The organism is Mycobacterium saskatchewanense (assembly GCF_010729105.1).
GTDB lineage: Bacteria > Actinomycetota > Actinomycetes > Mycobacteriales > Mycobacteriaceae > Mycobacterium > Mycobacterium saskatchewanense.
On record NZ_AP022573.1, the window covers coordinates 1851229 to 1875567 of the forward strand.

The 24339-nt window shown below is 63.4% G+C and carries 18 protein-coding genes and 1 pseudogene; 4 read left to right on the top strand and 15 right to left on the bottom strand.

The genetic code is table 11. From position 1 onward, the window contains the following. Positions 1–275: 275 nt before the first annotated feature. Entirely contained in the window at positions 276–1325 is a 1050-nt protein-coding gene (locus G6N56_RS08510; protein ID WP_085254924.1) for a GlxA family transcriptional regulator, read from the bottom strand. A 167-nt stretch (positions 1326–1492) separates the two neighbouring features. Here G6N56_RS08510 and G6N56_RS08515 point away from each other — a divergent pair, with 167 nt between their 5' ends. Next, positions 1493–2686, top strand: a complete 1194-nt coding sequence (locus G6N56_RS08515; RefSeq protein WP_085254923.1) for an amidohydrolase family protein — start codon at positions 1493–1495, stop codon at positions 2684–2686. 498 nt (positions 2687–3184) lie between these two features. Here G6N56_RS08515 and G6N56_RS08520 read toward each other — a convergent pair whose 3' ends face one another. Then, positions 3185–4846: an AMP-binding protein gene (locus G6N56_RS08520; RefSeq protein ID WP_142280512.1), complete on the bottom strand. Its 1662-nt coding sequence runs from the start codon at positions 4844–4846 to the stop codon at positions 3185–3187. A gap of 757 nt (positions 4847–5603) precedes the next feature. Between G6N56_RS08520 and G6N56_RS08525 the strand changes: the two genes are divergently transcribed. Further along, complete coding sequence (locus tag G6N56_RS08525) at positions 5604–6341, top strand: TetR/AcrR family transcriptional regulator (protein WP_085254921.1); 738 nt, start codon at positions 5604–5606, stop codon at positions 6339–6341. Positions 6342–6415: 74 nt separating this feature from the next. Here G6N56_RS08525 and G6N56_RS08530 read toward each other — a convergent pair whose 3' ends face one another. Then, the gene (locus G6N56_RS08530; protein WP_142280511.1) at positions 6416–6886 is read right to left on the bottom strand and encodes a nuclear transport factor 2 family protein; all 471 of its coding nucleotides are present in this window, start codon (positions 6884–6886) and stop codon (positions 6416–6418) included. 153 nt (positions 6887–7039) lie between these two features. On the opposite strand from G6N56_RS08530, the gene G6N56_RS08535 reads away from it, so the two are divergent. Next, positions 7040–8143 carry a homogentisate 1,2-dioxygenase gene (locus tag G6N56_RS08535; RefSeq protein ID WP_085254919.1) on the top strand — a complete coding sequence of 368 codons (1104 nt, stop codon included), beginning with the start codon at positions 7040–7042 and terminating at the stop codon, positions 8141–8143. A 257-nt stretch (positions 8144–8400) separates the two neighbouring features. On the opposite strand, the gene G6N56_RS08540 is transcribed toward G6N56_RS08535, so the two are convergent. Then, positions 8401–9564, bottom strand: coding sequence for an alpha/beta fold hydrolase (locus tag G6N56_RS08540; RefSeq protein WP_085254918.1), 1164 nt, complete (start codon positions 9562–9564; stop codon positions 8401–8403). 482 nt (positions 9565–10046) lie between these two features. Here G6N56_RS08540 and G6N56_RS08545 point away from each other — a divergent pair, with 482 nt between their 5' ends. After that, positions 10047–11645 (top strand): AMP-binding protein, encoded by a 1599-nt coding sequence (locus G6N56_RS08545; RefSeq protein ID WP_158090700.1) that lies wholly within the window; start codon positions 10047–10049, stop codon positions 11643–11645. 107 nt (positions 11646–11752) lie between these two features. On the opposite strand, the gene G6N56_RS08550 is transcribed toward G6N56_RS08545, so the two are convergent. From G6N56_RS08550 to G6N56_RS08605, 11 genes and pseudogenes are all read right to left on the bottom strand, one after another. Continuing rightward, a complete protein-coding gene (locus G6N56_RS08550; RefSeq protein WP_085254916.1) occupies positions 11753–13240 on the bottom strand; it encodes an aldehyde dehydrogenase in 1488 nt (495 codons plus the stop codon). Between the two features lie 123 nt (positions 13241–13363). Continuing rightward, positions 13364–14188: an alpha/beta hydrolase-fold protein gene (locus tag G6N56_RS08555; RefSeq protein WP_232069323.1), complete on the bottom strand. Its 825-nt coding sequence runs from the start codon at positions 14186–14188 to the stop codon at positions 13364–13366. A gap of 247 nt (positions 14189–14435) precedes the next feature. Continuing rightward, a pseudogene (locus G6N56_RS08565) lies at positions 14436–15048 on the bottom strand (CAP domain-containing protein). Between the two features lie 217 nt (positions 15049–15265). Continuing rightward, positions 15266–15901: a hypothetical protein gene (locus G6N56_RS08570; RefSeq protein WP_232069253.1), complete on the bottom strand. Its 636-nt coding sequence runs from the start codon at positions 15899–15901 to the stop codon at positions 15266–15268. A 23-nt stretch (positions 15902–15924) separates the two neighbouring features. Beyond that, entirely contained in the window at positions 15925–16563 is a 639-nt protein-coding gene (locus G6N56_RS08575; protein WP_085254912.1) for an Rv1363c family protein, read from the bottom strand. Beyond that, on the bottom strand, positions 16527–17993 hold the full coding sequence (locus tag G6N56_RS08580) for an MCE family protein (RefSeq protein ID WP_085254911.1): 1467 nt from the start codon (positions 17991–17993) through the stop codon (positions 16527–16529). The genes G6N56_RS08575 and G6N56_RS08580 overlap by 37 nt, the downstream gene beginning before the upstream one ends. A 1-nt stretch (position 17994) precedes the next feature. Continuing rightward, entirely contained in the window at positions 17995–19131 is a 1137-nt protein-coding gene (locus G6N56_RS08585; RefSeq protein WP_085254910.1) for a virulence factor Mce family protein, read from the bottom strand. Beyond that, positions 19128–20489: an MCE family protein gene (locus G6N56_RS08590; RefSeq protein ID WP_085254909.1), complete on the bottom strand. Its 1362-nt coding sequence runs from the start codon at positions 20487–20489 to the stop codon at positions 19128–19130. Before G6N56_RS08590 ends, G6N56_RS08585 begins: the two co-directional genes overlap by 4 nt. Before the next feature lies 1 nt (position 20490). Beyond that, positions 20491–21804: an MCE family protein gene (locus G6N56_RS08595; protein WP_085254908.1), complete on the bottom strand. Its 1314-nt coding sequence runs from the start codon at positions 21802–21804 to the stop codon at positions 20491–20493. Further along, positions 21801–22829 (bottom strand): MCE family protein, encoded by a 1029-nt coding sequence (locus G6N56_RS08600; RefSeq protein WP_085254907.1) that lies wholly within the window; start codon positions 22827–22829, stop codon positions 21801–21803. The genes G6N56_RS08595 and G6N56_RS08600 overlap by 4 nt, the downstream gene beginning before the upstream one ends. A 27-nt stretch (positions 22830–22856) precedes the next feature. Beyond that, entirely contained in the window at positions 22857–24338 is a 1482-nt protein-coding gene (locus tag G6N56_RS08605; protein WP_085254906.1) for an MCE family protein, read from the bottom strand. Between the last annotated feature and the right edge of the window lies 1 nt (position 24339).

Sequence of the window (24339 nt, forward strand, 5' to 3'; positions counted from 1 at the left end):
ATAGCTACGTCTTTGAGATTCACTGTCTGCACTCCGCCCAGTAGCATTCCGCGGTGGAATCCGATAACCAATCGGCGTATGGTAACAGCCCTCGCGGACGAGTCAACACCGCGCGGCCCAGCGGGGCACGCCACGTTGCGCCGCCGTCGGGCACGCCCCAAACGGACGTCGCCTGCAGCACGTTCGGACCAGAAAGCGCTGTGGGCAGGCAAGTTGGGTACGCCGCAGCCGGCGCGTGCACTGCTCAAACGGGTGGCGATGCCGGCAGGCCACGTTCACGGCCCGGGCGGGAGGCGCGTGATGGGGCGGTAATCGGATGGTCGAGTCCCGTCGTGCTTGGCGAACATGCTGTATAGCGCCCCGGCGTCGCGATAGCCCACACGCGAGGAGATCTCAGCGATGCTGAGCTGCGTCTCACGCAGCAAGTCTTTGGCTGCCTCGACCCGCAACCGTCCCAGATAGTCGCGGGGCCGTTCCCCCGTCGCCGCCTTGAACCGGCGGGTCAGAGTCCTCGCGCTCATACCGAACGTTCTCGCCACATCACGCAGCGCGAGCGGCTCGGTAAAGTGCTGCTCGAGATAGCCCTGCACCTTCGCGATGTCACTGTCGCCGTGGTACTTCTGGCCACCAAAGGCGGTCATGCCCGTCTCGTAGTTTCGCCGGGAGTCGCTCAATGCCCATTGGGCGACCGATCGTGCGACCTGGCGGCCGAAGGTCCGTTCGATGAGCATGACCAGCAGGTCAGCGGCCGAATTCATGCCCACGCAGCAAAAGACGCCGCCTGCGTCGGTGATCAATCGGCTCGGTTGCAGATCAACGGCCGGGAAGCGGCGCGCGAATTCGGCCGCCTGCGAGATAAATGCGGTGGCAAGCCGGCCGTCGAGCAGGCCGGCCTCCGCGAGCAAAAAGGCGGCCGGCCCATGACCGGCGATGAGCGATCCTTGTTCATGGCGCGCCGTCAACCAGGCCACGAGTTCAGCGTTATCGTCGATGCCGCGTGCCGGGGTGCCCCAGAATCCGGCAACCCAGATCACGTCACACTCTGTCGTCCGCGCGAGGACGGAGGTCGCACGGAGAGTCGCCGTGCCGAATTGGACATCGCCGCCGTCGACGGATGCGATCACTGTCGAATGGGGCCCGGGCGGCCCGCCGGCAGTGACCGCAGCGACGCCCAGAAGGTCGGCCGCCAGCGCGACACTGCTCAGTGTCGCGTGTCTCGGTACCGCGATCACGCAACGAATCATGACCACTCGATTGTCCCCGGGGACGCCGCACGGCGCCGCCAAATCCACGTGCACGGGCCGTTCGTTGTCGCTATTTGCCATGACTCCGTCCGTTGCGCCCCTCGCCGGGCCGACTTCACCCGAGATTTACTCCAAGGTGAGGCCGGTACTCAAGCGCAACCGCGACGACCGGGCACCGCTCGAAACGACGCACCGCTGCAGCACTTCACCGCAGTTGACCTACCCACGCTGACCTGAGAGGGAGAGACATGACGGCGCAGCTACAAGCGACGTTCCCGGTCGCCGACGCCGACCAGCACTACTACGAGCCCCGCGACGCCTACACCCGGTACCTGGATCCGCAATATCGCTCCGAGTATCGCTGGGTGAGCACTGACGACGGGCGGGCCCACCTCGTCATCGGCGGCAAGCTCTTCAGGATGATCCCGAATCCCACGTTCAACCCGGTTGCCAGCCCCGGGGCACTCGTCGACTACCTCAAGGCAAGGAATAAGGGGGGTGCGTCGGGCAAGGAACTCGCCGGTGAGCTCGAGGCTCTTCGTCCCGAGTGGGTCGAGCGCGAAGCCCGGGTCAAGACCATGGACGCGCAGGGTCTCCACTCGGCTCTGCTGCTTCCGACGTTGTCGCTCGGAATAGAAGAGCTGCTGTATGACAACCCGCCGGCTCTGAACGCGCTGATCCGCGCCGGCAGCCGCTGGCTTGAAGAGGACTGGGGGCTCGGCCGCGACGACCGGCTCATCTGCGCGCCGATGCTTAGCCTGGTCGACCCGGAGGCGGCCGAGTCCGAGCTGAATTGGGCTATCGAGCGCGGCGCCAGGGCGATTACCCTGCGGCCGGGGCCGGTACGCGCGATCAGTGGCAACCGCTCCCCCGGGGACAAGGCCCACGACCGGTTTTTCGCCCGGGCCGCGGAGGCGGGGGTTGTGATCTGTTTCCATGCCGCTGACTCCGGTTATGGGATATATGCCGAGGATTACGGCGAACACAGCAGCATCAGCACTTTCGCCTCGGGAACCTTCGCCGAGGTGTTGTCCTTGCACCTCGAGCGGCCCATCTTCGACACGGCGGCCGCGTTGATTTGCCATGGCGTCTTCGACAGGCACCCGAACCTCAAAGTTGCCGCCCTCGAATTGGGTGCAGGTTGGGTGCCCGACCTACTGCGGCGGCTAGAGACCGCCTACGGACGCGTGCCCCAGCTGTTCGGGTCTGACCCGGTTGACGTGTTCCACGAGCATTTTTGGGTCACGCCGTTTCACGAGCAGAGCATCCCCGAAACGCTCACATACATGCGCCCCGAGCGGGTGTTGTTCGGCTCGGACTGGCCGCATCCCGAGGGCGTTGTCGAGCCGTTGGACTTCCTCGAAGAGCTCGAAGGCGTTCCCGCGGATCAGGTCAACATGATCATGGGCGACAACATGCGGCAGATGTTGAGCATGACCTAGCCATTGCATCGGCCGGCCCGGACGTCAGCGTTAGCGCTGACCGGCGATCATTCGCCAAGGGCTCCAATCGATCACTGCGCCGCGGGACCAGAATCCAGGCCGTCTAGCCCGGTTTGCCCAACCAGCGGTCGGACCCGCACGCGCGCACGAATGGTGGCTGAGCCGGTCACCAGATCCGACGGCACCGACACACATCCCGCTCATCTCATTCGAGAAGACGCGTCACATGACAACAGCAGCCACGCCGACGCGGTGCGTGTCGAGGTTCATGGTCGCCATCGGACAAAGCCGCGAAGGCGCTGGCGGGCCACCGCGCGAAGATTTTCGACGCAATCGATATCGAGAACCGAATCGCTTGGACACCAGCGTTTTTCGCGGTCTCCGGCACTATTTGTCGCAGACCCCTCGACGACTCGTCGGTGATTAGCAGAAACCTGGCTAAACGTGGCCGGTTCCGGCAACCGCGGTGCCGAAAAGCGTTCCGGTATGGCGCGACTCCTACCCTCGGCGCTCGTCACGTCCGATGGCGAAGCCCAGCCGGTGTAGGTCCCACGTTCCGGGAGTGATCCCCTCCGCCCGCAGGACGGCCTTCTGCACCCGGTTGGTCGCCGGTGTCACCGGCAGACTCTCACGAATTTCGACGTATCGCGGAACCGCGAAGTAGGGTAATCGCTCCTTGAGAAAAGCGAAGAGCTCCCCCGGATCGATCTCCTCTCCCGGGATCGGGATGATGCAAGCCTTGATCTCGATGTCGGCCAGCTCGGAGGGAGCCGCACACACCGCGACCTGCGCAACCTTCGGGTGCCCCGCGATGGCCTCTTCGAGCTGGAGTGAGGAGATGTTCTCGCCGCGCCGGCGCAAAGCATCGGCCTTGCGGTCGACGAACGTGTAGAAGCCCTCCGCGTCGCGCGTGAAGTAGTCGCCGGTGTGGTGCCACAATCCCCGCCACGCGTGTACGGTGGCCTCCGGTTTGTTCCAGTAGCCGGAGAACATGGCGTCCGGAAGCTTCGGTCGAATGACGAGTTCCCCGATCTCGCCGTCACCGACCGCGAGCCCGTGCTCGTCGAAGAGCTCGACGTCAACGTGGTGGCAGGGCCTGCCGTTGGCACCGCGCCTGCGCGGGCCCTCGACGTAGTCGAGCAGGCCCGGCGTTATCTCCGTCTGGCCGATGCCTTCAGCGATAACCGGCGTCTTGAACCGATCCTCGAAACGGTCCTGATCGTCCGGGTGCATTGGCGGGAACCCCGCAATCCGGAAGGGATGCGCACCATCCGAAGGTCTCGCCGGTTGCCGCAGGATCGCCAGTGCATGCACGCCGATGCCGAACAGGCACGTGGCGTTTTCCTCGGCGGCCCGGGAAATGTAGGTCGATGCCGAGAAGCTGGTCTCGATGCACGCGGACGCACCTTCGAGCATCAGCGCGAACATGACCGCCATGTGAGCACCGCTATGAAATAGCGGAAACGCGGTGAAGATACGGTCGCCCGGGATCACCCAACCGCGCTCCGCCCATGGCGCGGCGTAATAGGTGTAGTAACCGTGGCTCAACATGCAGCCCTTGGCCAGTCCGGTGGTACCAGACGTATACATGATGGCCATGAGATCGGCTGGGGTGAGGTCCACGTCGGGGGCCTGCCGTCGCGAGGCCCCGAGCTGGCCCCAGCTTACGGTCGCATCGCCGATCGCGGGGACGTCGTCGAGCAGGACGATCCGCTCCAGCACCCCAACTGGCGACGATATGACCTCCTGATACCCGGCCGCATCGGTCACGACGACCTTGGCTCCCGAATCGGCCAGCTGGTAAGCAAGGAACTCGCCACGCAGGAACGGGTTGAGCGGCACCAATATCGAGCCCAGCTTCGCGGAGGCGAACATGAGCTCGATGCACTCCTCGCGGTTTGTGCACAATGTGGCCACCCGGTCGCCGCGTCGGATCCCCAGCTCGGCCAAACCGGCGGCCAGCCCGTCGGATACGCCGTCCAATTCGGCAGCGGATGTCCACCGGCCGCCACACTTCAGGAAAGGCGCGTCTGGGTCTTTCGCGGCGCGTGACCGGAGGGCTGCGTCGATGGTGCGAATCTGGGGTTCGATATCGCTGCGCGGTTCGAAGGCGTGCCGGTCGGCGCCTTTGTCACACGCCGGGCTCGCTACCTTCGTCATGGGCTCGCTTTCGTGACACGGAACGGCGCATTCCAACGTTAGGCCGGCCACGTACACCCCGCCATGGACGCAAACGTCGATTGTGGAGTCGGATGCGACATCGCACAACCCTGACGCTCGATACGCGATCCCGGACCCTGGCCGCTACCGCCGTGCCCGCGCATTGAATTCGGTTGCGCTGCCTCGACTGCGGCCAGGCTTCCCGCATCCCTGGCCAAGGCGGCCTCACGGCCTTGGATCATGATTGTCCGGCCGCGTCTCACCACCGGCGTTCCAGCTCCTCCGCGAGCCCGGGCCCGCTTGCCTGCTCAGTATCGCTACCGTGAACCAAACGGCGCTTATTTCGCCTCACTTACACCGACTTGCCGCATCGACTCCTCGGTGGCCTCACTCGGCGAGGTGCCCGGTCGGGCATACCGCCGGTGCCGGCGCTTTCGCCAGGTCGGACATCGCGGGCGGCGCGATCGGCAGCCGTGTCGCCCGCCGGGACCGATCGTCGCGCCGGCGCAGCGCACCGTTCGAACGTCGCGAAGCTCGGTCGAGCCCGGACCAGACGACAACAACACCGATTGGTTAAGGGGAGGCATTCAGAATTTAGGCGGTTAGCATGTTGTACGGCGCACTACAACGCTAATTCACCGTGCTAATCTCATAGTGTCAGATTTCTATGATGTCAGATTTCGATGACTGCGGTCTCAACCGTGGGGGCGTGTCGGTGGCCCACCGGGAGTGACCAGCAAGCGCACAAGGACATTAGATGGCTCGCCCCAAAGTTCCCTTGATATCACGCGAGAAGGCACTCGAGACGGCGCTTCGCATCATCGACACCGATGGCATCGACGCGCTGAGTATCCGCCGCTTGGGCGCTGAGCTCAAGGTGAACGGCGCCTCCCTTTACCATCATTTCGCCAATAAGGAAGCGATTCTCGTCGGCGCCACCGAACTCGCCCTCGAACGAACTCCGATCGACGTTCAGTCGGACGGCAGCGACTGGAAGCTTTGGATGCTCGATGGAACTCGCCAGCTGCGCGACGTTCTCGTCGCACATCCCGCTCTGATCCCGATAATCGTCAAGCGTCGCACTCTTGGCGTCCGTGCTGAAGCTCTGGAAACTATCACGCGCAAGCTCATCGGCAGGGGTGTGCCCGCCGAAATCATCCTTCCACTCTACGAGGCCCTTGAACGCTTCGTCATCGGCACCGCCGTGCGTCAGGTCAACGGGGAGGCGATGCCACCGACGACCAAGGAGGACGAAGCCTACCCCCACCTCCGATTGGCGACGGTCACCCGTGGATCGACTGACGACGAACTCTTCGACGTCGTAGCCCTTGGGATCATGGACGCCGTCGCCCGCACTGCCACCGAACATCCGGCCGGGGGCGAGCACGCGCAGCAGGACCAAGCGGTCTCCCCCGACGGTTCTCCCCGCGCGAAGAAATCTGCCCGGCGAGCCGTCTCGGCCTCACGACGTCGACGGCCGGCGAATACACCCTAGGCGAACGCACCGGCACTAAGGGTGACAGGCCGTCGACCCTTTCGACGCAACGCATTACAGCGATCAGCTCGCCGCTACCACCACTTGGGCATCCCGGCCAGACTGGCGTCCGGCCGGAACGTTCGGCTGACAAATCGCCAGCCGTCATCGGTGAGCAGGAGTCGGTCGTCGTAGGAGCCGGAGGTTACCCATGACGATGAACCCGGTTCCCTGCGTTCCGACCGGCGTCCAAGGATCACCCTGGCCTGCTGGCGCGCGTGCGTTCCATCGATCGTGATGCGATGGTTCATGGTCAAGTGGACGAGTCCGGCCGGGATCATCGCGGAGACCATCTTCCGCAGCGCCTCGTGCCCCTTTGTCTCAGGCACGCCCTTTTGAATGAACTCCCCGGCCGGGACGAACGTGTCCACCCATCCTTCAACGTCCCCGTTATCCCAGGCGTCGTTGTAGGTCGAGGTCAGCTCGGCGATCGCGATATGGTCTTCGATCGCGGCGATTCTCGCATCGAGGGAAATGTCAGTCTGCATCGCCTTGGCAGGTCTCACGGTTCGAGTTTAGAGAGGTCGAAACCCTAGGGTCAAGCGGTGTTTGGTTAATGCCGACGAATCCCTGCTCGCCGGCGCCGAACAAAGGTTGGTCGCATCACACATAATCCAACGCTGCTGGCTAAATTGGGCCGCCGGTGATACTTTCGCGCTATGCGAACGCTCATCCAGTTCAGCAAGGGCCGAACGAGTCGGCAGGCGCACCGGGACCTGCCGACTGTCTCGTCCGGCGAAGACCTTCTGAAAGACGACGAACTTACCCGCAAGGGGTTTGACGGACGTGAGGCAGTCTTGTATCGGGCCAATGACCCGACGACGTTTCGCACGGTGGGACGGTTCCGCTCGACAAACGTAATGTTGTCCGACATCACGCCTTCCGACTTGGCAGACCCGCGAGGGACGGCTCAGAGGCTCTACTACAACGCTGATGCGTGCATCTGGCTTTCCCGGCGACGCGAACCGATGCCGTTCTTCCGGCGCAATGTCGATGGCGACGAGTGCTGGTTCGTCCATCGCGGGACGGGGACCGTTGAAACCGAATTCGGCCCGATCACTTATGGCGAGGGTGATTACGTGGTGATTCCGAAGGCCATCACACATCGGTGGGTGGTCGACGGGGACGAGACCTTCCTTTTCGGAATCGAGACTGTGGACGAGCTTCGTGCCCCTACGTACGTGGGTCTGGGTCGGCATGCGCCGTTCGATCCTGACGTAATCCGGGTGCCCGAGCCCACGCCGGTGGCAGAAGCGACGGCAGAACACGAAATTTCGGTCAAGTACGACGGCGAGTATTCCTCGATCTGGGTCGACCATCATCCATGTGACGTCGAGGGCTGGAAGGGCGACTACTTTCCGTTCGCCTTCAACATTCGGGACTGGAACGTGATCATGTCGGATTCGCTGCATCTGCCGCCTTCCATGCATGTGTTCCTTGTCGCGGAGGGCATAAACATCATCAACCTGCTGCCCCGGCCGTTTGAATCGGTTGACGGTGTCGAGCGGATCCCCTGGTTTCACCGTAACGCCGACTACGACGAGATCGCCTTGATCCATGGGGGCAAGTCGCTCGGGCGGCCGATGAAACCGGGCCTGGTGAGTCACGACCCACAGGGGATCCACCACGGTTTTCCGGATCGCGCACGAATAAAGTCCCGGCGTGAGCGAACCGACCATCCGCGAATCGAGTGGGAAATCATCATGATTGAGGCTGCCCGCCCCCTCAAACTCGATCCCGTAGTCGAAGCCATATCACAATGACGCTCCGATGAGGCGCGGGTGCGCAACACGCGGTATGCCGCCGTGCGGTTGCCCCACCGATGACATCGCACGCCCGGGTGCCGCCCGATCCGCCCCGAAACCCTGAACACTGCGAACGAGCCGAAGGTCGCCGACCTGAGACGGATGAAGCCCTACGAGCCGATGGGAAGCTCCCGTCGACCGGACTGATCGCTGCTCAGCGGACAATGGGTCACTTCCGAAGGAGCGACGATTCCCCAAGTGAGGCAGGCCTACTCCTAGATGAGTAGGTCGTTGTCCGTGCCCCATGCCAGCACCGACTCCACCGCTTCGTCGAGATACTGTCGCTGCTCCCCGTCGCCGCTGAAATAGTGGTTCGCGCCCTTGATCACTGCCGAAACCTTCGACTCCGAAGCGACCCTCTCAAAGAAGTCTCGTTGATGCGAGGCGGGACATGCGTCGTCCGCAGAGTTCGTCACGACCAGCACAGGCACCGTGATGCGTGGCGCAGCATCGATGGCGTCAACTTGTGCATCGTCAATGCTCCACTGCGACAGCCATCCTCGTGTCGTGCAGAACCGGGCAAGGCCTGATGACGCATCGTTGGCGATGCGTGGATCGCCGAGGTAGGACCAGCCGGGCACCCGGTCGTTCGGATCGATCGCAGGATCCAGCCATCTCAGATCGGCCATTGTGCCGTGCACCACAAAGCAGTACTCGTCGTGAGGGCGACCCGTCGATTGCATGCGGTCGTACCGCTCACGCACACGGGCGGTGATGCGGCGATTGCGGTCCAGCTGCGCCAACCGGTACTTCTGCACGAATTCAGGCGAATAGGGGGGCTTATTCGGGTTCGCCGGGTCATAGATGTTGAGTTCTGGGTCCCGCTCGTCCGGTCGATCCTCGTCCTGAATGGACGGATCGAGAAAGTCGGTCAACAGATGGTGTCGGCTTCGATGGCTAGCCATCAACACCACGCCGTCGGCGCGCAGAAACTCGGTGTCGGCAATCACCGAAGGTTCGCCCGCGGCCGTGTGGGTGATCGTTTTGTGCTCCGCTTCAGCCTGATAGGCCGCAATAAGCGAGCCTCCACCGCTCCACCCGACCAATACGACGCGCTCGTAACCCAAGCGCTCCTTGGTCTCTCGTATCAGTGCAGCCAGGTCGAGCAGTGCGTTCTCCATCTGCAGGCCGGCATCTCCCGTCGTGTAACGAGTCCCACCTGCAACGACGTGCAGTCCGAGACGGGCCAGATGGGAAAACGCGGGCAGGTAGGCCGGCGAGCCTATCGGATGCATCCCCACGAACGCGGTCCTCGAGTCTTCGTCGGTGCGTATCAACTGCGCCTGACGCACCACCGAGTCGTCTATCGAGCCATAGACGTCTTTACGCGGCGATTTTTCTTTGTTGACAACAAGAAAGGGCGTTCGCGTGGTCTTCATGACCCAGGATATTATCCCACAGCGTTTGGTTTTTCCACATCATCGTCTGCACGGCGCGCGTAGAAGCGGGCATCGGGGCGAGCCGTTGAAGAGCCCCGGCGAGCCGAGCGGGCCGAAGACGCAGGCCTGACAGACACCTGGGTGACGACGTTGGGACCGCCTTCGCAGCGGCGCCATCGCACCACGGAGGGAGGAAGCCCCCGCGACCAGTCGATCGTCGGCCGTGAGATTGCCTCGCCCACCAGGTGGCTATGGCGGTAGCTGAAGCCTCAGCCCTCGACGACCTCCCCGCATTCGGCGGTGTGACGCGCAGCCCGTGACGTGTCCTTGGACTCGGCAACCAACGCGGATCGGCTGTCCGACGGAACGTGATGATGCCCTACTATCGGAGGCGTTATCTTCCACGAACCGATCGATGTTGGATTTACTCCGGTTGGAGCAATCCTGGTACCACGCCGTTCGATGGCAGGGAGGCCAATCACATGGATTACACGGTCGCCGACGCACTCCGTGCACGGGTAGCGGCTGATCCCCTCCAACGGCTGGTCAAGTGTGGTGGCGAGTGGCTTACCGCCGCGGAGGTAAATGAATTGTCTGCCCGGGTGGCCGCCGGGCTGCTGGGTCTGGGGATGCGCAAGGGCGACCGCCTGCTGGTGATGCTGCCCAACCGTCAGGAAATGGTCGAGGTCTTCTTTGCCTGCGCACGCTCGGGCGTGGTCCAGGTACCGGTAAACATCTACCTCAAGGGCGAATTCCTTGCCTACCAGGTGCGGGACAGTCAAAGCCGGGTGGCGATAACTGACCGCGCTGGGTTGCGGTCACTTACCCCGCTGCTCGACCAGACAGCCCTCGAGCAGATCGTCCTGGTCGACCAACTCGACGATGATGATGCCGATCTCGCAATTCCCGTTCTTCCCTACCTTTCGCTGAAGAACACCGCCGACGAAGCACCAGCGGTCGATCTGACCGACGCGGACCTCGTGTCGATTCTGTACACCTCGGGCACCACCGGTCCATCGAAGGGCTGCATGCTCAGCAATGCCTACTACACGGTGGCACCGAAGGTATTCCTCGAACACCATTGGCTCGCCGCGGACGACAGGATCCTGACGCCGCTACAACTGTTCCACGGGGCAGCCCACAATGTGCTGATGCAGGGCCTCGTCGCCCCGCGGGGCGCCGTGTGCTTCGAGACGTCTTTTTCCGCAAGCACATTCATGCGCCGCGCGCGGGAGGAATCAGCAACACTGCTTTGGCTCTTGCCACCAATGGCGATGGCGGTACTCGCGCAGCAAGCCAAACCTGGCGATGCCCCGCTGTCGTCGGTTCGCCTGGTTGCCTGCCCAGGCCTTCCGCTGCACGCCCAGCTCGGCTTCGAGCAACGCTTCGGCGGCCGCGTCGGCGCCGAGATGTACGGCCAGACCGAGGGCCTCGGGATTGCCTTCGGTTCCCTCACCGAAACCCGCCGACCGGGAACCCTCGGGCGGCCGGGTCCGCATGTCGAAGTCAGGATCGTCGACGACCACGATCGCGACGTGGCCCCCGGCGAGCCGGGCGAGATAGTCGTGCGACCACGGATCGCTCACTGCATCTACTCGGGATATTGGAACAACGCTGAGGCCACCGCCGCCGCTTGGCGCAACTCGTGGCATCACACCGGTGATATGGCGATCATCGACAGCGACGGCGTGCTGACCTTCGTCGACCGCAAGAAAGACTCGCTGCGCCGGCGTGGTGAAAACGTGTCGTCTTTCGAGTTGGAAGCGGCCATCGGCCAATTCAGCAAGGTTTCCCAGGTCGCGGTCTCGGCGGTGCCCTCACCGCTGGGCGAAGACGACATCAAGGCATCGATCGTGCTTGAGGCGGGCGCGACCACAAGTCCTGAGGAAATCTTCGAATTCCTCAGGACTGCAGTGCCTTATTTCGCCATGCCGCGTTACATCGACATCCGGTCGTCGCTTCCGCTGACCGAGGCGACAGCCCGTGTGCAGAAGCATCTGCTACGCGCAGAAGGCGTGACCCCGGCAATGTGGGACCTCGAAAAGCTTGGTCTGGCGATCGATCGAACCCAGCGACGCTAGTCGAGGCTGGCGTGCTCCCCACCGCGCGATCCCCGCGGCGGCCACCGGACAGGACACGACGCCGCCGAATCATGCGAGTGCGCCACGGGACCGGCGGCGATCACATCTCAGTCGCCAGAACGTTCGCCGTCCAAGATCACCGTCTTGGCCTCGGTATACGCGAGCAGCCCTTCGCGGCCGCCTTCGCGTCCCACCCCGGATTGCTTCATGCCGCCGAAGGCGATGCCGAAATCCATGCGTGTGGCGTTATGACCAACGGTTCCCGAGCGGAGACGGCGCGCGACCCGGTAAGCGCGGTCCACGTCCGGGGTGAACACCGAAGCATTGAGACCAAACGGTGTGCCGTTGGCGATCCGGACCGCGTCGTCTTCGGTGTCATAGGGGATCACCGTCAGGACCGGGCCGAAGATCTCCTCCTGGGCGATAGCCAACGAGCTGTCGACGTGGCCGAAGATCGTTGGTTCGATGAAGAAACCCCGATCGAGATCCGGGGGGCGGCGCCCACCGCTGACAAGTGTGGCGCCCTCGGCGAGGCCTTGCTCGAGGTAACCCTCTACCCGCGCACGCTGACGGGCACCGGCCAGGGGGCCCATCGCCACACCCTGGTCGAACGGATCGCCGATGCGCACCGCGGCAAGGGCTGTCGACAGCGCCTCCGAGACCGCATCGTGCATGTGCCTGGGCACGACCACGCGAGTCAGTGCCGCGCACACTTGCCCCGTCAGGAAGCAGATGTTGGCGGCGACGTCCGCGGCCACGGTGGTCACCTCGGCATCGTCGAGCACCACTGCGGCCGACTTACCACCCAGCTCGAGCGTCATCCGGCCCATGCGGCCACCAAGCAATGCGCCGATGCGCCTGCCGGCCGCCGAGGATCCCGTGAAGCTGATCTTGTCGACGCGAGCGTCGGTTACCAGCATCTCCGATACGTCGCGGTCGGCCATTATCACGTTCAGGACGCCGGGCGGCAACCCGGCCTCCTCGGCGATTTCGGCCATGATCCAGGCCTCAGCCGGCGCTTCGGGAGAGGACTTGAGCACGATGGTGCACCCGGCCAGCAATGCGGGCGCCACCTTATGGGCGATCAGGGACAGCGGCCCATTCCACGGCACGATCGCACCTACCACACCAACCGGCTCGCGCACGAGATAGCCGGAAGACCCGCCCGCGGTCGGCTGGTGTCGTTCCTCCCACCCAAAAGTCCCGGCCAGGGCAGCATACGAGTTGAACACGTCGGCGCTGAACGCGTTGTAGTCGCGGGCCACGGCATGCAATACCCCGCTCTGCATGCTCCACACCGCGCTGAGGTCAGAGGCGCGGGCGTCGATTCCCGCCGCGATGCGGCGTAGATAATCAGCCCGCTCGGCGACGGGCAGCGACGGCCACGGGCCGCGGTCGAATGCATCACGCGCGGCCTGTATCGCGGCGCTCATATCCCCCGCTGTTGCCGCCGCGAAGCGCAGCACCGGTTGTTCGGTGGCGCAATCGATTACCTCAACCTGAGTGCCGGAGAAGGGGCGTATCCACGACCCATTGACGAAGAATTTTTCGGGTTGACGAACCGAGATCTCCGGCCGGGTGACGGTGGCGGTCATTCGTGCCTCTCATCAGAAACCAAGCTTAGATTGGTTTGTAAGGTATGCGGGCCCACGGGAACTGTCAATGCCGCGGCCGCGCGCTGGCTGAGCCGAAAGGAGCATGGGCGGCGTTGTCGCCCCTTACCTGATGGTCGTCGACAGGTCGCCGGACATCGCGGCCAATTGCGGCGCCCAAGTGGACCAGCCGTGATCGCCGGCGGTGGGGAAGTCGAAGTGCCCATTCTGGCCACCGACGTCGCGATAGTGCGAATAGAACGTGAGGTTACTCCCCTGCGCCTGGTCGGCGTAGCCGATCATCGCGGCCGGATCCGCCGCGGTGAGTGTCCTCGGGCTGAACACCCAGAGGCGGGTGTTGTTGTCGGCCAGCAGCTGCGCATGCGCATCCGGATCGTGCCACTTCCAGCGGCCCAGCTGCGCCGGCCCCCACATGTTGCGGGTGTCGACGCCGCCGTATTGCTGTAGGCCCGCGGTTATCGCGCCGTTGAGAAACGTTTGTGACGGGGTGAGGAACCCCGACATTGATCCGGCGTAGCGGAACCGGTCGGGGTGGAAGGCGGCGAGAGCCAGCGCGGCGTAGCCGCCCTGCGCAGCACCGACGACTCCATGCCCGCCGGGGGCCAAGCCCTTGTTGGCTGCCAGCCAATCGGGTAGCTCGCTGGAAAGGAAAGTGTCCCACTGCTTGCTGTGGTCCTGCTCCCAGTCGGTGTACATGCTCCAGGCTCCACCGGCTGGCGCAGCCACCGAAATGCCTTTCCCGGCGAAGGCATTCATGCCACCCCCTATCGCCACCCAGTTACTGATATCAGGCGCGGCGTTGAAAGGATCGAGCAGGAACACCGCGTGGGGCCCGCCGCCCATGAAGGCCACCGGAATGTCTCGGCCCATCGCCGCCGACGGCACCATGAGGTACTCCGCCGCCGCCCGGGCCGGCACGACCAGCCCCATCGACAACCCGAGTGAGACCACAGCCGCCAACGCGAAACGTCGCAACCAGCGATATAGCTCCATCTAACTCACCTCTTGTGAAATTCGAAAAGGACTGCGGTGCCCAGGTGCTGATCAACATGGGGCCGCACACCACCCGGTAGGTGATCGCCTTGCCGGGCCCCTTGGGGATGCGTCGACGACCGCGAGACACCTGTGCCAGCCGTACCGCGCGGGCACCACGCGTCCACCCAGCCGCCTCTGCGGGCTATGCGGGCGGGTACGCCGGCGGGGGGTGGACACCTCTGAGGATCCAGGCGAACCAGTCGACGGCATATTCCAGTTCGTCACTTGCGTCGTAATCCGGGTTGGGATCCAATTCGTTTCACTTCCGTTCTTTCTACCGAGAACTGCGAAATCATGTTGTGCGCCGGTCCGTGCCGGTCCAGAGATCAAGTCGGTTGCCCGTAGACCGCTACAACGACTGTGCGGTTCACGCTGTTGTCGGACCAGACACCGATCGCGGTGTTCTTACAGTCCTGCATGATGGCCATGTAGGAGGGGTTGCTGTACCACTGGTTGATCAACTCGACACCGCTGATCGCCAACGCCGGGTTGATCGCCACGGTCTCGGCCACCTTGCCGCTGAAACCGGCGGCGTTGGCGCGGTCCTGTGGCGTGGAACCGTCAGAACCCAAGTCGCCGTCCAGATTTCGGTTGGTGAGCACGTCGTCGGTGTGCCACTGGGCGGCCAGGCGCAACTGAGGACTGATTTTCACATCGTTCGTACATCCGGCCTGGTGCTGAATGGTGTAGACGTTGGATACGACACCGTCGTTGAGGCGCTTATTGTCCGCGTGCGCATCCGGCGCGACCGTCATCGAGCCCGCAGCCAGCGTGATACCGGCCAGGATCTCGACCGCCCGTGCCCGAGTCATGGTTTGCCGCACAACAGCGGGATCAACTGTGCGTATGTCAGGTCTGGACCGGTCGGCGATAGGCAGTTCACGTCTATCCAACCCCCGACGGGGGCGCCACCATTTGCGGCGACCGGTTCTTCCCTACAGATGATCATCACCCATACCTTGCGTTCCCCGGCTAAACCGGATCGAAGCCCGAAATCAGCCAACGATTGGCGACTCTGTCGAGCGTCACCTTCAGGCTGGATGCGGTGTTCGTCGGCGGGCTATTGCCTATGGTGGTCGCCTGGTCAACGAAAATCAGTACCACAGCCCGCTTTTCGGTTGCCAATACGAGGCCCGCAGCCGGGACTGTTGCGACGGCCGAGATGTGCTTTTGTTTGGAGCCGGGGATTACGACATCGTGCGTCAGCGATGTATATGCTTCGCGGAAGCCACCCGTCAGCCGCTCGCGCGCGGCCGTCAGGTCTCGTTCGACCGTGTCCGGTTGATATCCCAACAGCGCCACCGCGCCGTCCTTGGCTGCCTGCACCGCCTGGGTTCCGGCGGCCTGGGAATCCCGCGAAGCGCCGTACTGCCACTTCGCGTAGCCAGCGAAGATACCTAATGCCATTGCTATGCAGGGCAATACACCGATCGCGATCATCCGGCGAGCCGCCAACCGCCGCCGCCGCTTTGACTTCGTCTCCGGGCCCGGTGCCGTTGAAGCCGCCTCGGCGACTGTAGCCCCTGCATCGTCAGCTTGATCACTCGCGCCGGCCGCGTCGCTCTCCGCAGGCTTCGCGCGTAAGCCATCTCTGGTCTGGGTGAGCACAGTCACGGCCTCTCTGATCGGGGTCATGGCACAAACGCGACGTCGGACATCTTGGCGCCGTCGCCGCCCTTCTGGACGGTTATCCGCATCCGCCACAAATGCGGTTCCTGCGGCGGTTGAGCGGGGCTGGTAGTCCGTACCGACACCGCCAGGAGCACCTGGGCGTGGTCGTTCTGCATGGATTCCAGGGCCGCCTCGGTGACGGTGCCCTCCGTGATGGACTGCGTTTGCTTCACCACGTCGAGGAACGGCCCCGATCGTTTTTTGAAATCGTCACGGAAGGCGCCCGTTGATATGTCGAGTATGCGCTGCACCGCACTGTCGGCATCGGCGTAGCTGATCGTGGTCAGGTTCAGCGCGCCTTGGCGACCGACGCGTAAGAACTCGGCACCTTGTTCCTCGCGTTGATGTAGCCGATGGGCGCTCACGCTTAGCCAGCCGGCCACTATTCCTAAAGCAACAATGGCGGCAAGCCCCACCGCGACGGTGGTTCGGAACCCGGTCATGCGTCTCGCGGGAGGGCCCTGATCGACGGCATCGGCTTCCGCCTCGGCACCGAACGAGTCCGTCCCGGCGTCGCGGTGGTCGGCATCCTGGCCGCTGTCGTCGGTATCGGTGGGTGCGCCTAGTTCCCTGTCGGCGGCAACAGCATCGTCTGCCATGTCCTGTCCTTCGGTGCGGTTTGGGCGAGGTCGGATTGGGTGTATGTGTGCCCGTCGGGGCCCGTGTAGGTACCGGTGGCCGGATCATAAGAGGCGGCCGGAATCGGTACGGGCGCCGGCGATCCCGGCGAACCCCCCTGAGCGGGTGGCGTGCCCGGCGGCAGCTGCGGTACGTCTTGACCGGTATAGGTCGCGTTGGGATCACCTTTCCAACTGTTGCCATCGTTGAGCGGCACGTAATTCTCGTCGCTTTCGCACATCTTCACCGTCGGAGCTCGTTTGCCCGGGCGGGTCAGGCATGGGTAGTTGCGTGCCCCCCGGACTGCGGTCATCGGCGCGTCTTGCGGGATGCGGCAGTAGAGATCGCCCGGGGGACGATCCGGAGAATCTTCGAAGTTGGGCGTGCGCTGCTGCTGGACAGGCAGGAACCCGGTGGCGCATGTCGGGGGAATGTTCAGGTTGAGGTTGAAGTCTAGGTTCAGGCCCTTGTAGCTCTGCTTGGTGTTGTGGTTCATGACCAGGCCGGCTTGCAGGTCTGCCACTCCTTGTGGCACCAAGACCAGCAGTTGTTCGAGGGCGGGCTGGTAGGTCACGGCGACTGGCGCGACGGTGACCAGGTTCGCGAGCAGCAGCGGCAGCGTCGGTTTGAGCCGCTCCACCAGCAGGCGCGCCTCATCAGCCGCTGCCGCGCCGCTATGTAAGAAGCTCGCCAGCTCGCCGTCGCGCTTCTGCAGCTGCGAGGTGATCACCGCCAGATTCGCCGCCCACGACTGGATGGCATCCGACGATTCGGTTTGCGAGTCCAACACAGGTTGCACCTGGTCGATCAGCGTCATCCAGGGATCCAGATTCTGGCGGGCGTCTTTGGCAAGAGTGGTAGAGCCCTTCACGATTCGGGACAGCTCGGGCCCCAAGCCGCCCACGGCGGTATAGCTCTCACCGATGACGGTCTCGAGGTCGCCCCGTGGAATGGCTTGCAACCCACGGTTTGCCGCATCGAGCAGCCCATTGATATCCGGGGGGACCGAGGTCCGGCTGACCGGGATCACATCACCGTTCTTCAATGGGGGTGAGGTAGCGTCACGCGGCAACAGCGCGACGTATTGCTCCCCGATCGCTGACTGGCTGTGCACCTGGGCCTCGAGGTTCGACGGAATCTTGATGTCCGACTTGAGCGAAAGCACAGCTTGGACACCGGAATCGGTGAGCTGGACCTCTTTGATGCGCCCCACTTCGCTGCCGCGGTACGTCACATTCCCGTTCTTGTACAGTCCGGCCGCACGTTGCAGTTGCAGCGTGACGGTGTAGCGATCGACTCCGAACAGCAGCGTGGGAGCCTTGATGTAGCCAAAGATCATGATGGCCCCGGCAATCACGGCGATTGCCGTGAATACCACCAGCTGGATCTTGATGCGCCGATCTAGTCGCACGTCAGGGCCCCTGGTCAACCTTGTAGGGAACTACCAGTGGATTACCCGCGGTGTAGGGACTGGGTATCTGGCCGATGGTGCGGCCCCACCGCATCTCCACCTCCGTCAATTTGCCCTCCCACCGGGTGCCGGTGAGAAATCCCGCGTCCAGTCGACTTAACGTCAAGTCGAAGATGCCGGTCAGGTTGACGTAGTCGCCGCGCACCCAATTATTGATCTGCTCCTTGGGCCACGGATACGTGGACAGCATGCTCAGTGAACGGGTCATCGCAGGACCGGCGTTGGCCAACGACTGCAATACGGGACCGATATCGGAGAGCTCCTTGACGATGTTCTCCTTGGTCTTGTTGATAGCGTCTGCGCTCACGGCGCTGAATTTGCCGAACTGGTCCAGTGCGTTAGTCAGGTCCTCGCGCTGTTCCTTGAGGACCGCCAGCGCGTCGGGGATAGTACGCAACGCCTTGTCCAGCACGGGTCTTTGATCCGCGAATTGACCAACGAGGCCATTTAAACTATCAGTGGCGGCGATGATGTCATGCTTCTGCTCATCGAGGTGCCCGATGAACTGATCAAGCTGGGTGATAAGGCTTTTCAAGTCTTGCTCACGACCGGCGAACGCGGTGCTAAATGCCTTGGTGATGTCTTGGACCTGGCCCAGCCCGCCGCCGTTGAACAGAGCCGAGACCGCAGCCAGAGTCTGCTCGGTGGAGGGGTAGAAACCCCCGGCTCGCAACGGGATCAGCGAACCGTCGTGGAGCTTACCCTTCGGCGCCACATCCTTCGGGGGGGCAAGTTCAACGTGTAGTGTGCCCAGTAAGCTCGTCTGTCCGACGGTGGCCGTGGCGTTGGCCGGCAGTTCGACGTCACCGTTGAGCGTCATCGTGATCAGCGCGTGCCAGCCTTGGCGCTCGATCTTGCTGACGTTCCCGACGGTGACGTCACCGACACGCACTCGCGAGTTCTGTTGTAGATTAGTGACTTCCGGCAACTGGGCCTGGACCTTGTAAGAACGGGGCCCGTGCCCCTCGGTGCCGGGCAGCGGGAGCGAGTTCACGCCTCGCCAGCCGCATCCGGACGCCGCGGTGAGCAATGCTACAAGCAATCCCAACCCGACGCGGGAGCGCGCGAATCGATTCATGATCCGCCTCCCGACGGGACCATGAGATCGCGTAGCCCGGCAGCGACATCAGGCGCGGGCGGGGACGCTCCCTGCCCCGGCGATGCACCCGCCGCCACCGCCGGCGGCGATTCCGGTGCCGTCGGCGGCGTGGCTTCTGCTGGTGGAGTTGGCTGCTCGGGGGACGGCGCGCTGGCGGGCGGCGGTGCGGGTCGGTAGTCGGGTCTCATCCAATCTTCGCTGTAAGTAACCTCGTTGGGGCGCGCCTGCGCACCGACGAACAGATTCTCACCGAGGGGCGGGAAGTTGTACTGGCGATTCTTGAGGATCGGCGCCAGGTACTGTACGCACAGCTTGGCAGACTGTTCGGCTCCCAGCCGCGACGCCGCTTGAATGGCACCACACAGGAACGAAATAGGGTTGCCGAAGTTGGTGGCCGCCAGAACACCGGTCGCAGAGGCCTGAGCCGGCTCGAAGATGTTCACAAAATTCTGGAACGCATTTGGCGTGACGTGTAGCGCTTGCTTGATGTCGTCGATGCTTTCCGCGACCGCTTTGCTGATGGTGCTCAGCTTGTCGCCCGTGGTCCCCAGCGAGTCGCGATTGTCGGCGATAAAGCTCTGCACATCACCAGCGGCCCTGTTGATGTCGCTCACCGCTTGACCGACCTTATTGGGATCGTCGGCCAGCAGCGAGGTCACCGATGCCAGGTCCCGGTTGAGTTGTGCCATCAGGTCGGTGCTGCTTTGCAGCGCTGAAACTAGGATTGACAGGTTCTTGATGGTTGAGAATATGTCGTTGCTGTGCTCACCCAGCGTCGAAACCGCCTGTGAAAACTTGATAATCGTGCCGCGGATGTCTGCGCCTTGGCCACGGAGATTGTCGGCCGCGGTGCTGATGAGAGCTCCCAGCGGGCTAGTCCCCCCGGGTTCGGTCGGTTGAAGACTTTGGGTCAGTTTTTCCAGCTGCTGCCGCACGTCATCCCACTCGACCGGGACTGCCGTGCGGTTCTGCGGGATTACGGCGTTGTCGCGCAGCCGGGGCCCGCCGGTATAGGCGGGCGTCAGTTGGATCGCGCGCGCGGTGACGAGTTGAGGCGAGATGATCACTGCCTTGACATCAGCGGGGACGCGGTATTTGTCGTCGATCCAGAAAGAAATCCTGGCCCGGTCAGGCTGCGGTTCTATGGTGTCTATCTTCCCCACGGGCACCCCGAGGATGCGTATCTCGTCTCCGGGGAAAATGCCGTTGCTGTTGTCGAAGTAGGCCACCACGTGGGTCCGGTCGGCCGTGGGCAGCGTGGCGGCCGCCGCCGTGCCTGCCACCAGGATGGTCCCCAGCCCGATCGCCAGGCCGACGCGCAGGTTGCGAGAGGTCATGTCAGCCCTGCCCGTGCGGCTGCGGCGGAGGCACCTCGCCGGGCGCCGGCACATAGATTGGCGACGGCGTGAGTGCAGGAGTGGAGGCCAGCCCGGGTGGCGCGGCGGCGGGCGGCCCCGGCGGCGGACCACCGGGCGGTGGTGCCGGCAGTGGTTCGCGGTACGGGTAGCGAGGGTCACCCGGCTTGCCCGTAATGGCGTCGGGCAGGTTGATGTTCGGATCGCCACCCTGGCCGGTGCGCGGGTACGGAACGGGCAACGGCGGAGTGGCGGGTTGCCCGGTCGGCGGATCGATGCGTTGCGACGGAAGCAACACGTTAGGGTCCAACCCCAGATCAGAAAACGCGGCGTCGACGAAGGGCTGAATGAACTGTCCGGGCAGCAGATTGACGAGGATGGCCTTGAAGTACGGTCCCGAGGCCACCGACTCGCCTAACGACATAGCGTAGGAATTCAGTAACTTGATGGACTTCTGGATGCGCTCTTTGCGATTGTCGATGATGGTCAGAACCCCGTTGATCTTGTCCAACGCGGGCTTGAGGGTCGCTCGGTTCTCCGCGACCAAACCTGTAACTTCACGCGACAGTGCTGATATGTTGCCCGCGATATGTTCTAAAGCGGCTCTCTGCGTTCCCAGCTCAGCAAGAAGAGCTTGGGTGTTCTTGATGAGCCCGACGACCTCGTCGCTGCGCTGTGCAAGCACCGATGTTGCCTTGTTCGCGTTTTCCAGCAGGCCGCGCAGCTGCTTGTCGCGTTGGTCGAGCGTCTGGGAGAACTTCGCCGTCCCCGCCACCGCGGCCCGCAGATCAGGTGCGGTGTCCTTGAAGGTGTCCGACAGCGTTGCCAACGACTCGTTGAGCTGGTCGGTCCTGAGCCCGTGGATGGTGGTGGCCAGATCGCCCAACGCATCGGGTAGTTGGTAGGCCGACGTGGTGTGCTCTAAGGGGATCGGCTCCGTCAACGTTCCGTCACCGCGAGGGGTGACCTCCAGAACCTTGGCGCCAAGGAGACTTTTCGTCTTGACAGCCGCCTCAGTGGTCCGGCCCAGCCGTACGTTCTTGTTGACGGTGAAAGTGATTCGTACACGTGGGCCGTCGAGTTCTATGTCGGTCACCTGGCCCACCCGCAAGCCCGACACCTGCACCGCGGAAGACGTGTTCAGTCCTCCGGCTTCAGCGAAGTAGGCCGAGTATTGCTCTCCGCTGTTGACGAAGGGCAGGCGCTTGTATTCCAGGGCCATGAGGGCGATCGCAGCGACAAGCACTATCCCAACGGCGCCAATGAGCAGGGTATTTCGTTCCGAAAAGGACTTCATTTGGGAGTACACCGTCCCGTTGTCTGGCTGGCCAATTTGATGTAAACGGGCTGTCCACCTTTACCATTCACCTTGATCAGGAGGTCGCACAGGTAGTATGCGAAGTAGTCGCCGTTTAGGCCCTGGCGTGCCAACTTCTGGTATGCGTCAGGCAGCGTGTTGAGTAGATCATCGAAGTAGTCATGGTCGGCCAACACGAGGCTCGTCACCCGATCAGACTGCGCCACATCGGTTTTCAGTGGCGGCCGGGCCTGCTCGAGAAGCCCGGCGATGGAGCCCGCGGCGGCGTTGGCATATGCGACGGCGTTCCGGATATCTGTCTTGCGTGACGTTAGCCCGGCGATCAGCTGCGACAGCGAGTCGACCGCCTTGGCGAACTGGCCGCTTTGATTGCCCAATGATCCGAGCACGGTGTTGAGGTTCACGATGACCTGGCCGATCAGCGCGTCATGGTCGGCCAGCGTTCCGGTGACGGCCGCAGTGCGCGCCAAGAAGGAGCTGATCGTGGCGCCCTGTCCCTGAAATGCGTCGATCAGCTGTCCAGACAGCGCATTGACTTGGTCGGGATCCAGCGCCCGGAACAAAGGGTGGAAGCCACCCAACAGCGCGTCGAGGTCCAGCGCCGGTTCTGTGCGGCTCACGGGAATGGTTTGACCGGGATGGATCGGGCTGCCAGTGCCGGCGCCCTCGAGCAGTTCCATGAAGCGGCCGCCGATTGGGTTGTCGTAACGGATCGCCGCCCGTGACGCGTCGGTCAGTACCACGGATTTATCGGCAGAGAACTGGACGGCAACGAGATTGTCCGGGGTCAAAGACATGTGGTTGACCTTCCCCACTTCGACGCCGGCGATGCGGACGAAGTCGCCCTCATGGAGGCCGCTGACGTTGCTGAAGTCGGCGGTGTAGGTGCTCTCGTCCTGGAATCGCAGCTGGGCAAATAACGCCAGCAATACGAAGGTCCCCAGGCAGCAGACCGTGATGAAGATGCCGAGGCGCCAAACGACGCTCCCCAGTTTGCTTCTCACCGTTGTGTCCTTAGGTGGTGTTGAGGGTCAGGAGGCCGGTAGGTCCGGCGGCGCTATGGCGGAGACGGACGCGGAGTCGGGCACCCCCTGGGGAGCCGGCGACTCGGGCGCGGGTCCGGTTCCCGTGCCATACGGCGGCGGAGGATTCAACACTCCAGGCACCGGCGGTGGTGGCGCACCCGGCGGAGGCGGCGCCCACAAGGGGGTACCGTCCGGCCGAAACAGTGGAGCCCCGTATGGTGGCGCCCCCGGGTAAGCGATAGGTCCGGGAGCAGGTCCGGGCAGACACTGTCGGATGCTTGGCGGCTGTGGCACGGCGCGCGTGACCGGAAACCAATCCGCCCAGCAAGGCGTGCCAATGCCCGGGTTGGGGCGGATGTCCATTCCGGTGCCCCAGCCGGTATTGGTGATCAACGCCCGCACCGGAAATTGCTTGGTGGCGTCCGGAAGGGACCCGCACCCAGGCTTACCACCCGGTCCGCCTTTGGCCGCGACAATGGGCAGATTATCCGGGTAGCGATAGGGATTCTTTCCGAAAAGTAGTGCAGCGTCGGCAATTTCGGATTTCCCGTTACCGCCCAACGCGGCGGCACCCCCGTTGTCGAGGAACCATTTTGCGCCCTCCAACAGGCACGTATATTCGGGGTTGTACTTGAGGAGCAGGCCGGTTGTCGGCTCGAGCGCGTTGACCGACTCCACCAAGTTGTTCTCATTGGGCGCTAACAAATCCGTCCCCGAGCGGGAGAAGCCGATCGTGTTGAGTAACAGCGCGTCCAGAGCCGTGGCCTGGTCATTGATCGTTGCGGCTGTGGTACTCGCTGCGTTCATGGTCGTCAGAATGTCTTGAGCGGCGGCAGCATAGGCTTGGCTGAACCCTTTGAAGGAGCTCCAATCCCGCCGCACGGTGTCCATTCGGGGATTGAGGGCCAACAGCACCTGATTGGCATCCGTTGTCGCGGTCCCTATCCGCTCGCCCTCGCCACGCACCGCCTCCGCGAGCGCGCCCAACACGGCATTGAGCTTTGGCGGGTCAATTTGATGCAGCACTCCGACCAGACTCTCGAAGACGGTGTTGACCTCGATGCTGACGTTTCGTGACCGCAGCACCGTTCCGGGCGCCAAGCGATGCGGGCTTGGATTCTGCGGCGGCAACAATTCGACGTATTTGGCGCCGAAGGCCGTCGTCGCCCGAATCTCGGCCCCCACATTCTCGGGAATGCGCTTGGCATCGTCCGGGAAGATCTGGAGTCTCAGACTCACCGCCTGCCGGCCGCCTTCGACGCCGGCGACCCGCCCCACTACCACTCCGCGCATCTTGACCTTCGCGCCGGACTCCATTACCAAACCGGAGCGGTCCGACGTCAGGGTAACCGGAACAAAACTGCGAAACGTTCCGGCGAACAACGCCATACACAACCAGAGCGCGATAACCAAACAGACGAGGAGAATCAGCGTCCACCACGCCGGCCGGATCCGGCTCAATCCTTCGCGGGTTCTTCTGGCTTCCATA

Coding starts and splice junctions, on each gene's coding strand:
- G6N56_RS08510 (WP_085254924.1), bottom strand. CDS start 1,325: ATGGCAAATAGCGACAACGAACGGCCCGTGCACGTGGATTTGGCGGCG.
- G6N56_RS08515 (WP_085254923.1), top strand. CDS start 1,493: ATGACGGCGCAGCTACAAGCGACGTTCCCGGTCGCCGACGCCGACCAG.
- G6N56_RS08520 (WP_142280512.1), bottom strand. CDS start 4,846: ATGACGAAGGTAGCGAGCCCGGCGTGTGACAAAGGCGCCGACCGGCAC.
- G6N56_RS08525 (WP_085254921.1), top strand. CDS start 5,604: ATGGCTCGCCCCAAAGTTCCCTTGATATCACGCGAGAAGGCACTCGAG.
- G6N56_RS08535 (WP_085254919.1), top strand. CDS start 7,040: ATGCGAACGCTCATCCAGTTCAGCAAGGGCCGAACGAGTCGGCAGGCG.
- G6N56_RS08540 (WP_085254918.1), bottom strand. CDS start 9,564: ATGAAGACCACGCGAACGCCCTTTCTTGTTGTCAACAAAGAAAAATCG.
- G6N56_RS08545 (WP_158090700.1), top strand. CDS start 10,047: ATGGATTACACGGTCGCCGACGCACTCCGTGCACGGGTAGCGGCTGAT.
- G6N56_RS08550 (WP_085254916.1), bottom strand. CDS start 13,240: ATGACCGCCACCGTCACCCGGCCGGAGATCTCGGTTCGTCAACCCGAA.
- G6N56_RS08555 (WP_232069323.1), bottom strand. CDS start 14,188: ATGGGGCTGGTCGTGCCGGCCCGGGCGGCGGCGGAGTACCTCATGGTG.
- G6N56_RS08575 (WP_085254912.1), bottom strand. CDS start 16,563: ATGGCAGACGATGCTGTTGCCGCCGACAGGGAACTAGGCGCACCCACC.
- G6N56_RS08585 (WP_085254910.1), bottom strand. CDS start 19,131: ATGAATCGATTCGCGCGCTCCCGCGTCGGGTTGGGATTGCTTGTAGCA.
- G6N56_RS08590 (WP_085254909.1), bottom strand. CDS start 20,489: ATGACCTCTCGCAACCTGCGCGTCGGCCTGGCGATCGGGCTGGGGACC.
- G6N56_RS08595 (WP_085254908.1), bottom strand. CDS start 21,804: ATGAAGTCCTTTTCGGAACGAAATACCCTGCTCATTGGCGCCGTTGGG.
- G6N56_RS08605 (WP_085254906.1), bottom strand. CDS start 24,338: ATGGAAGCCAGAAGAACCCGCGAAGGATTGAGCCGGATCCGGCCGGCG.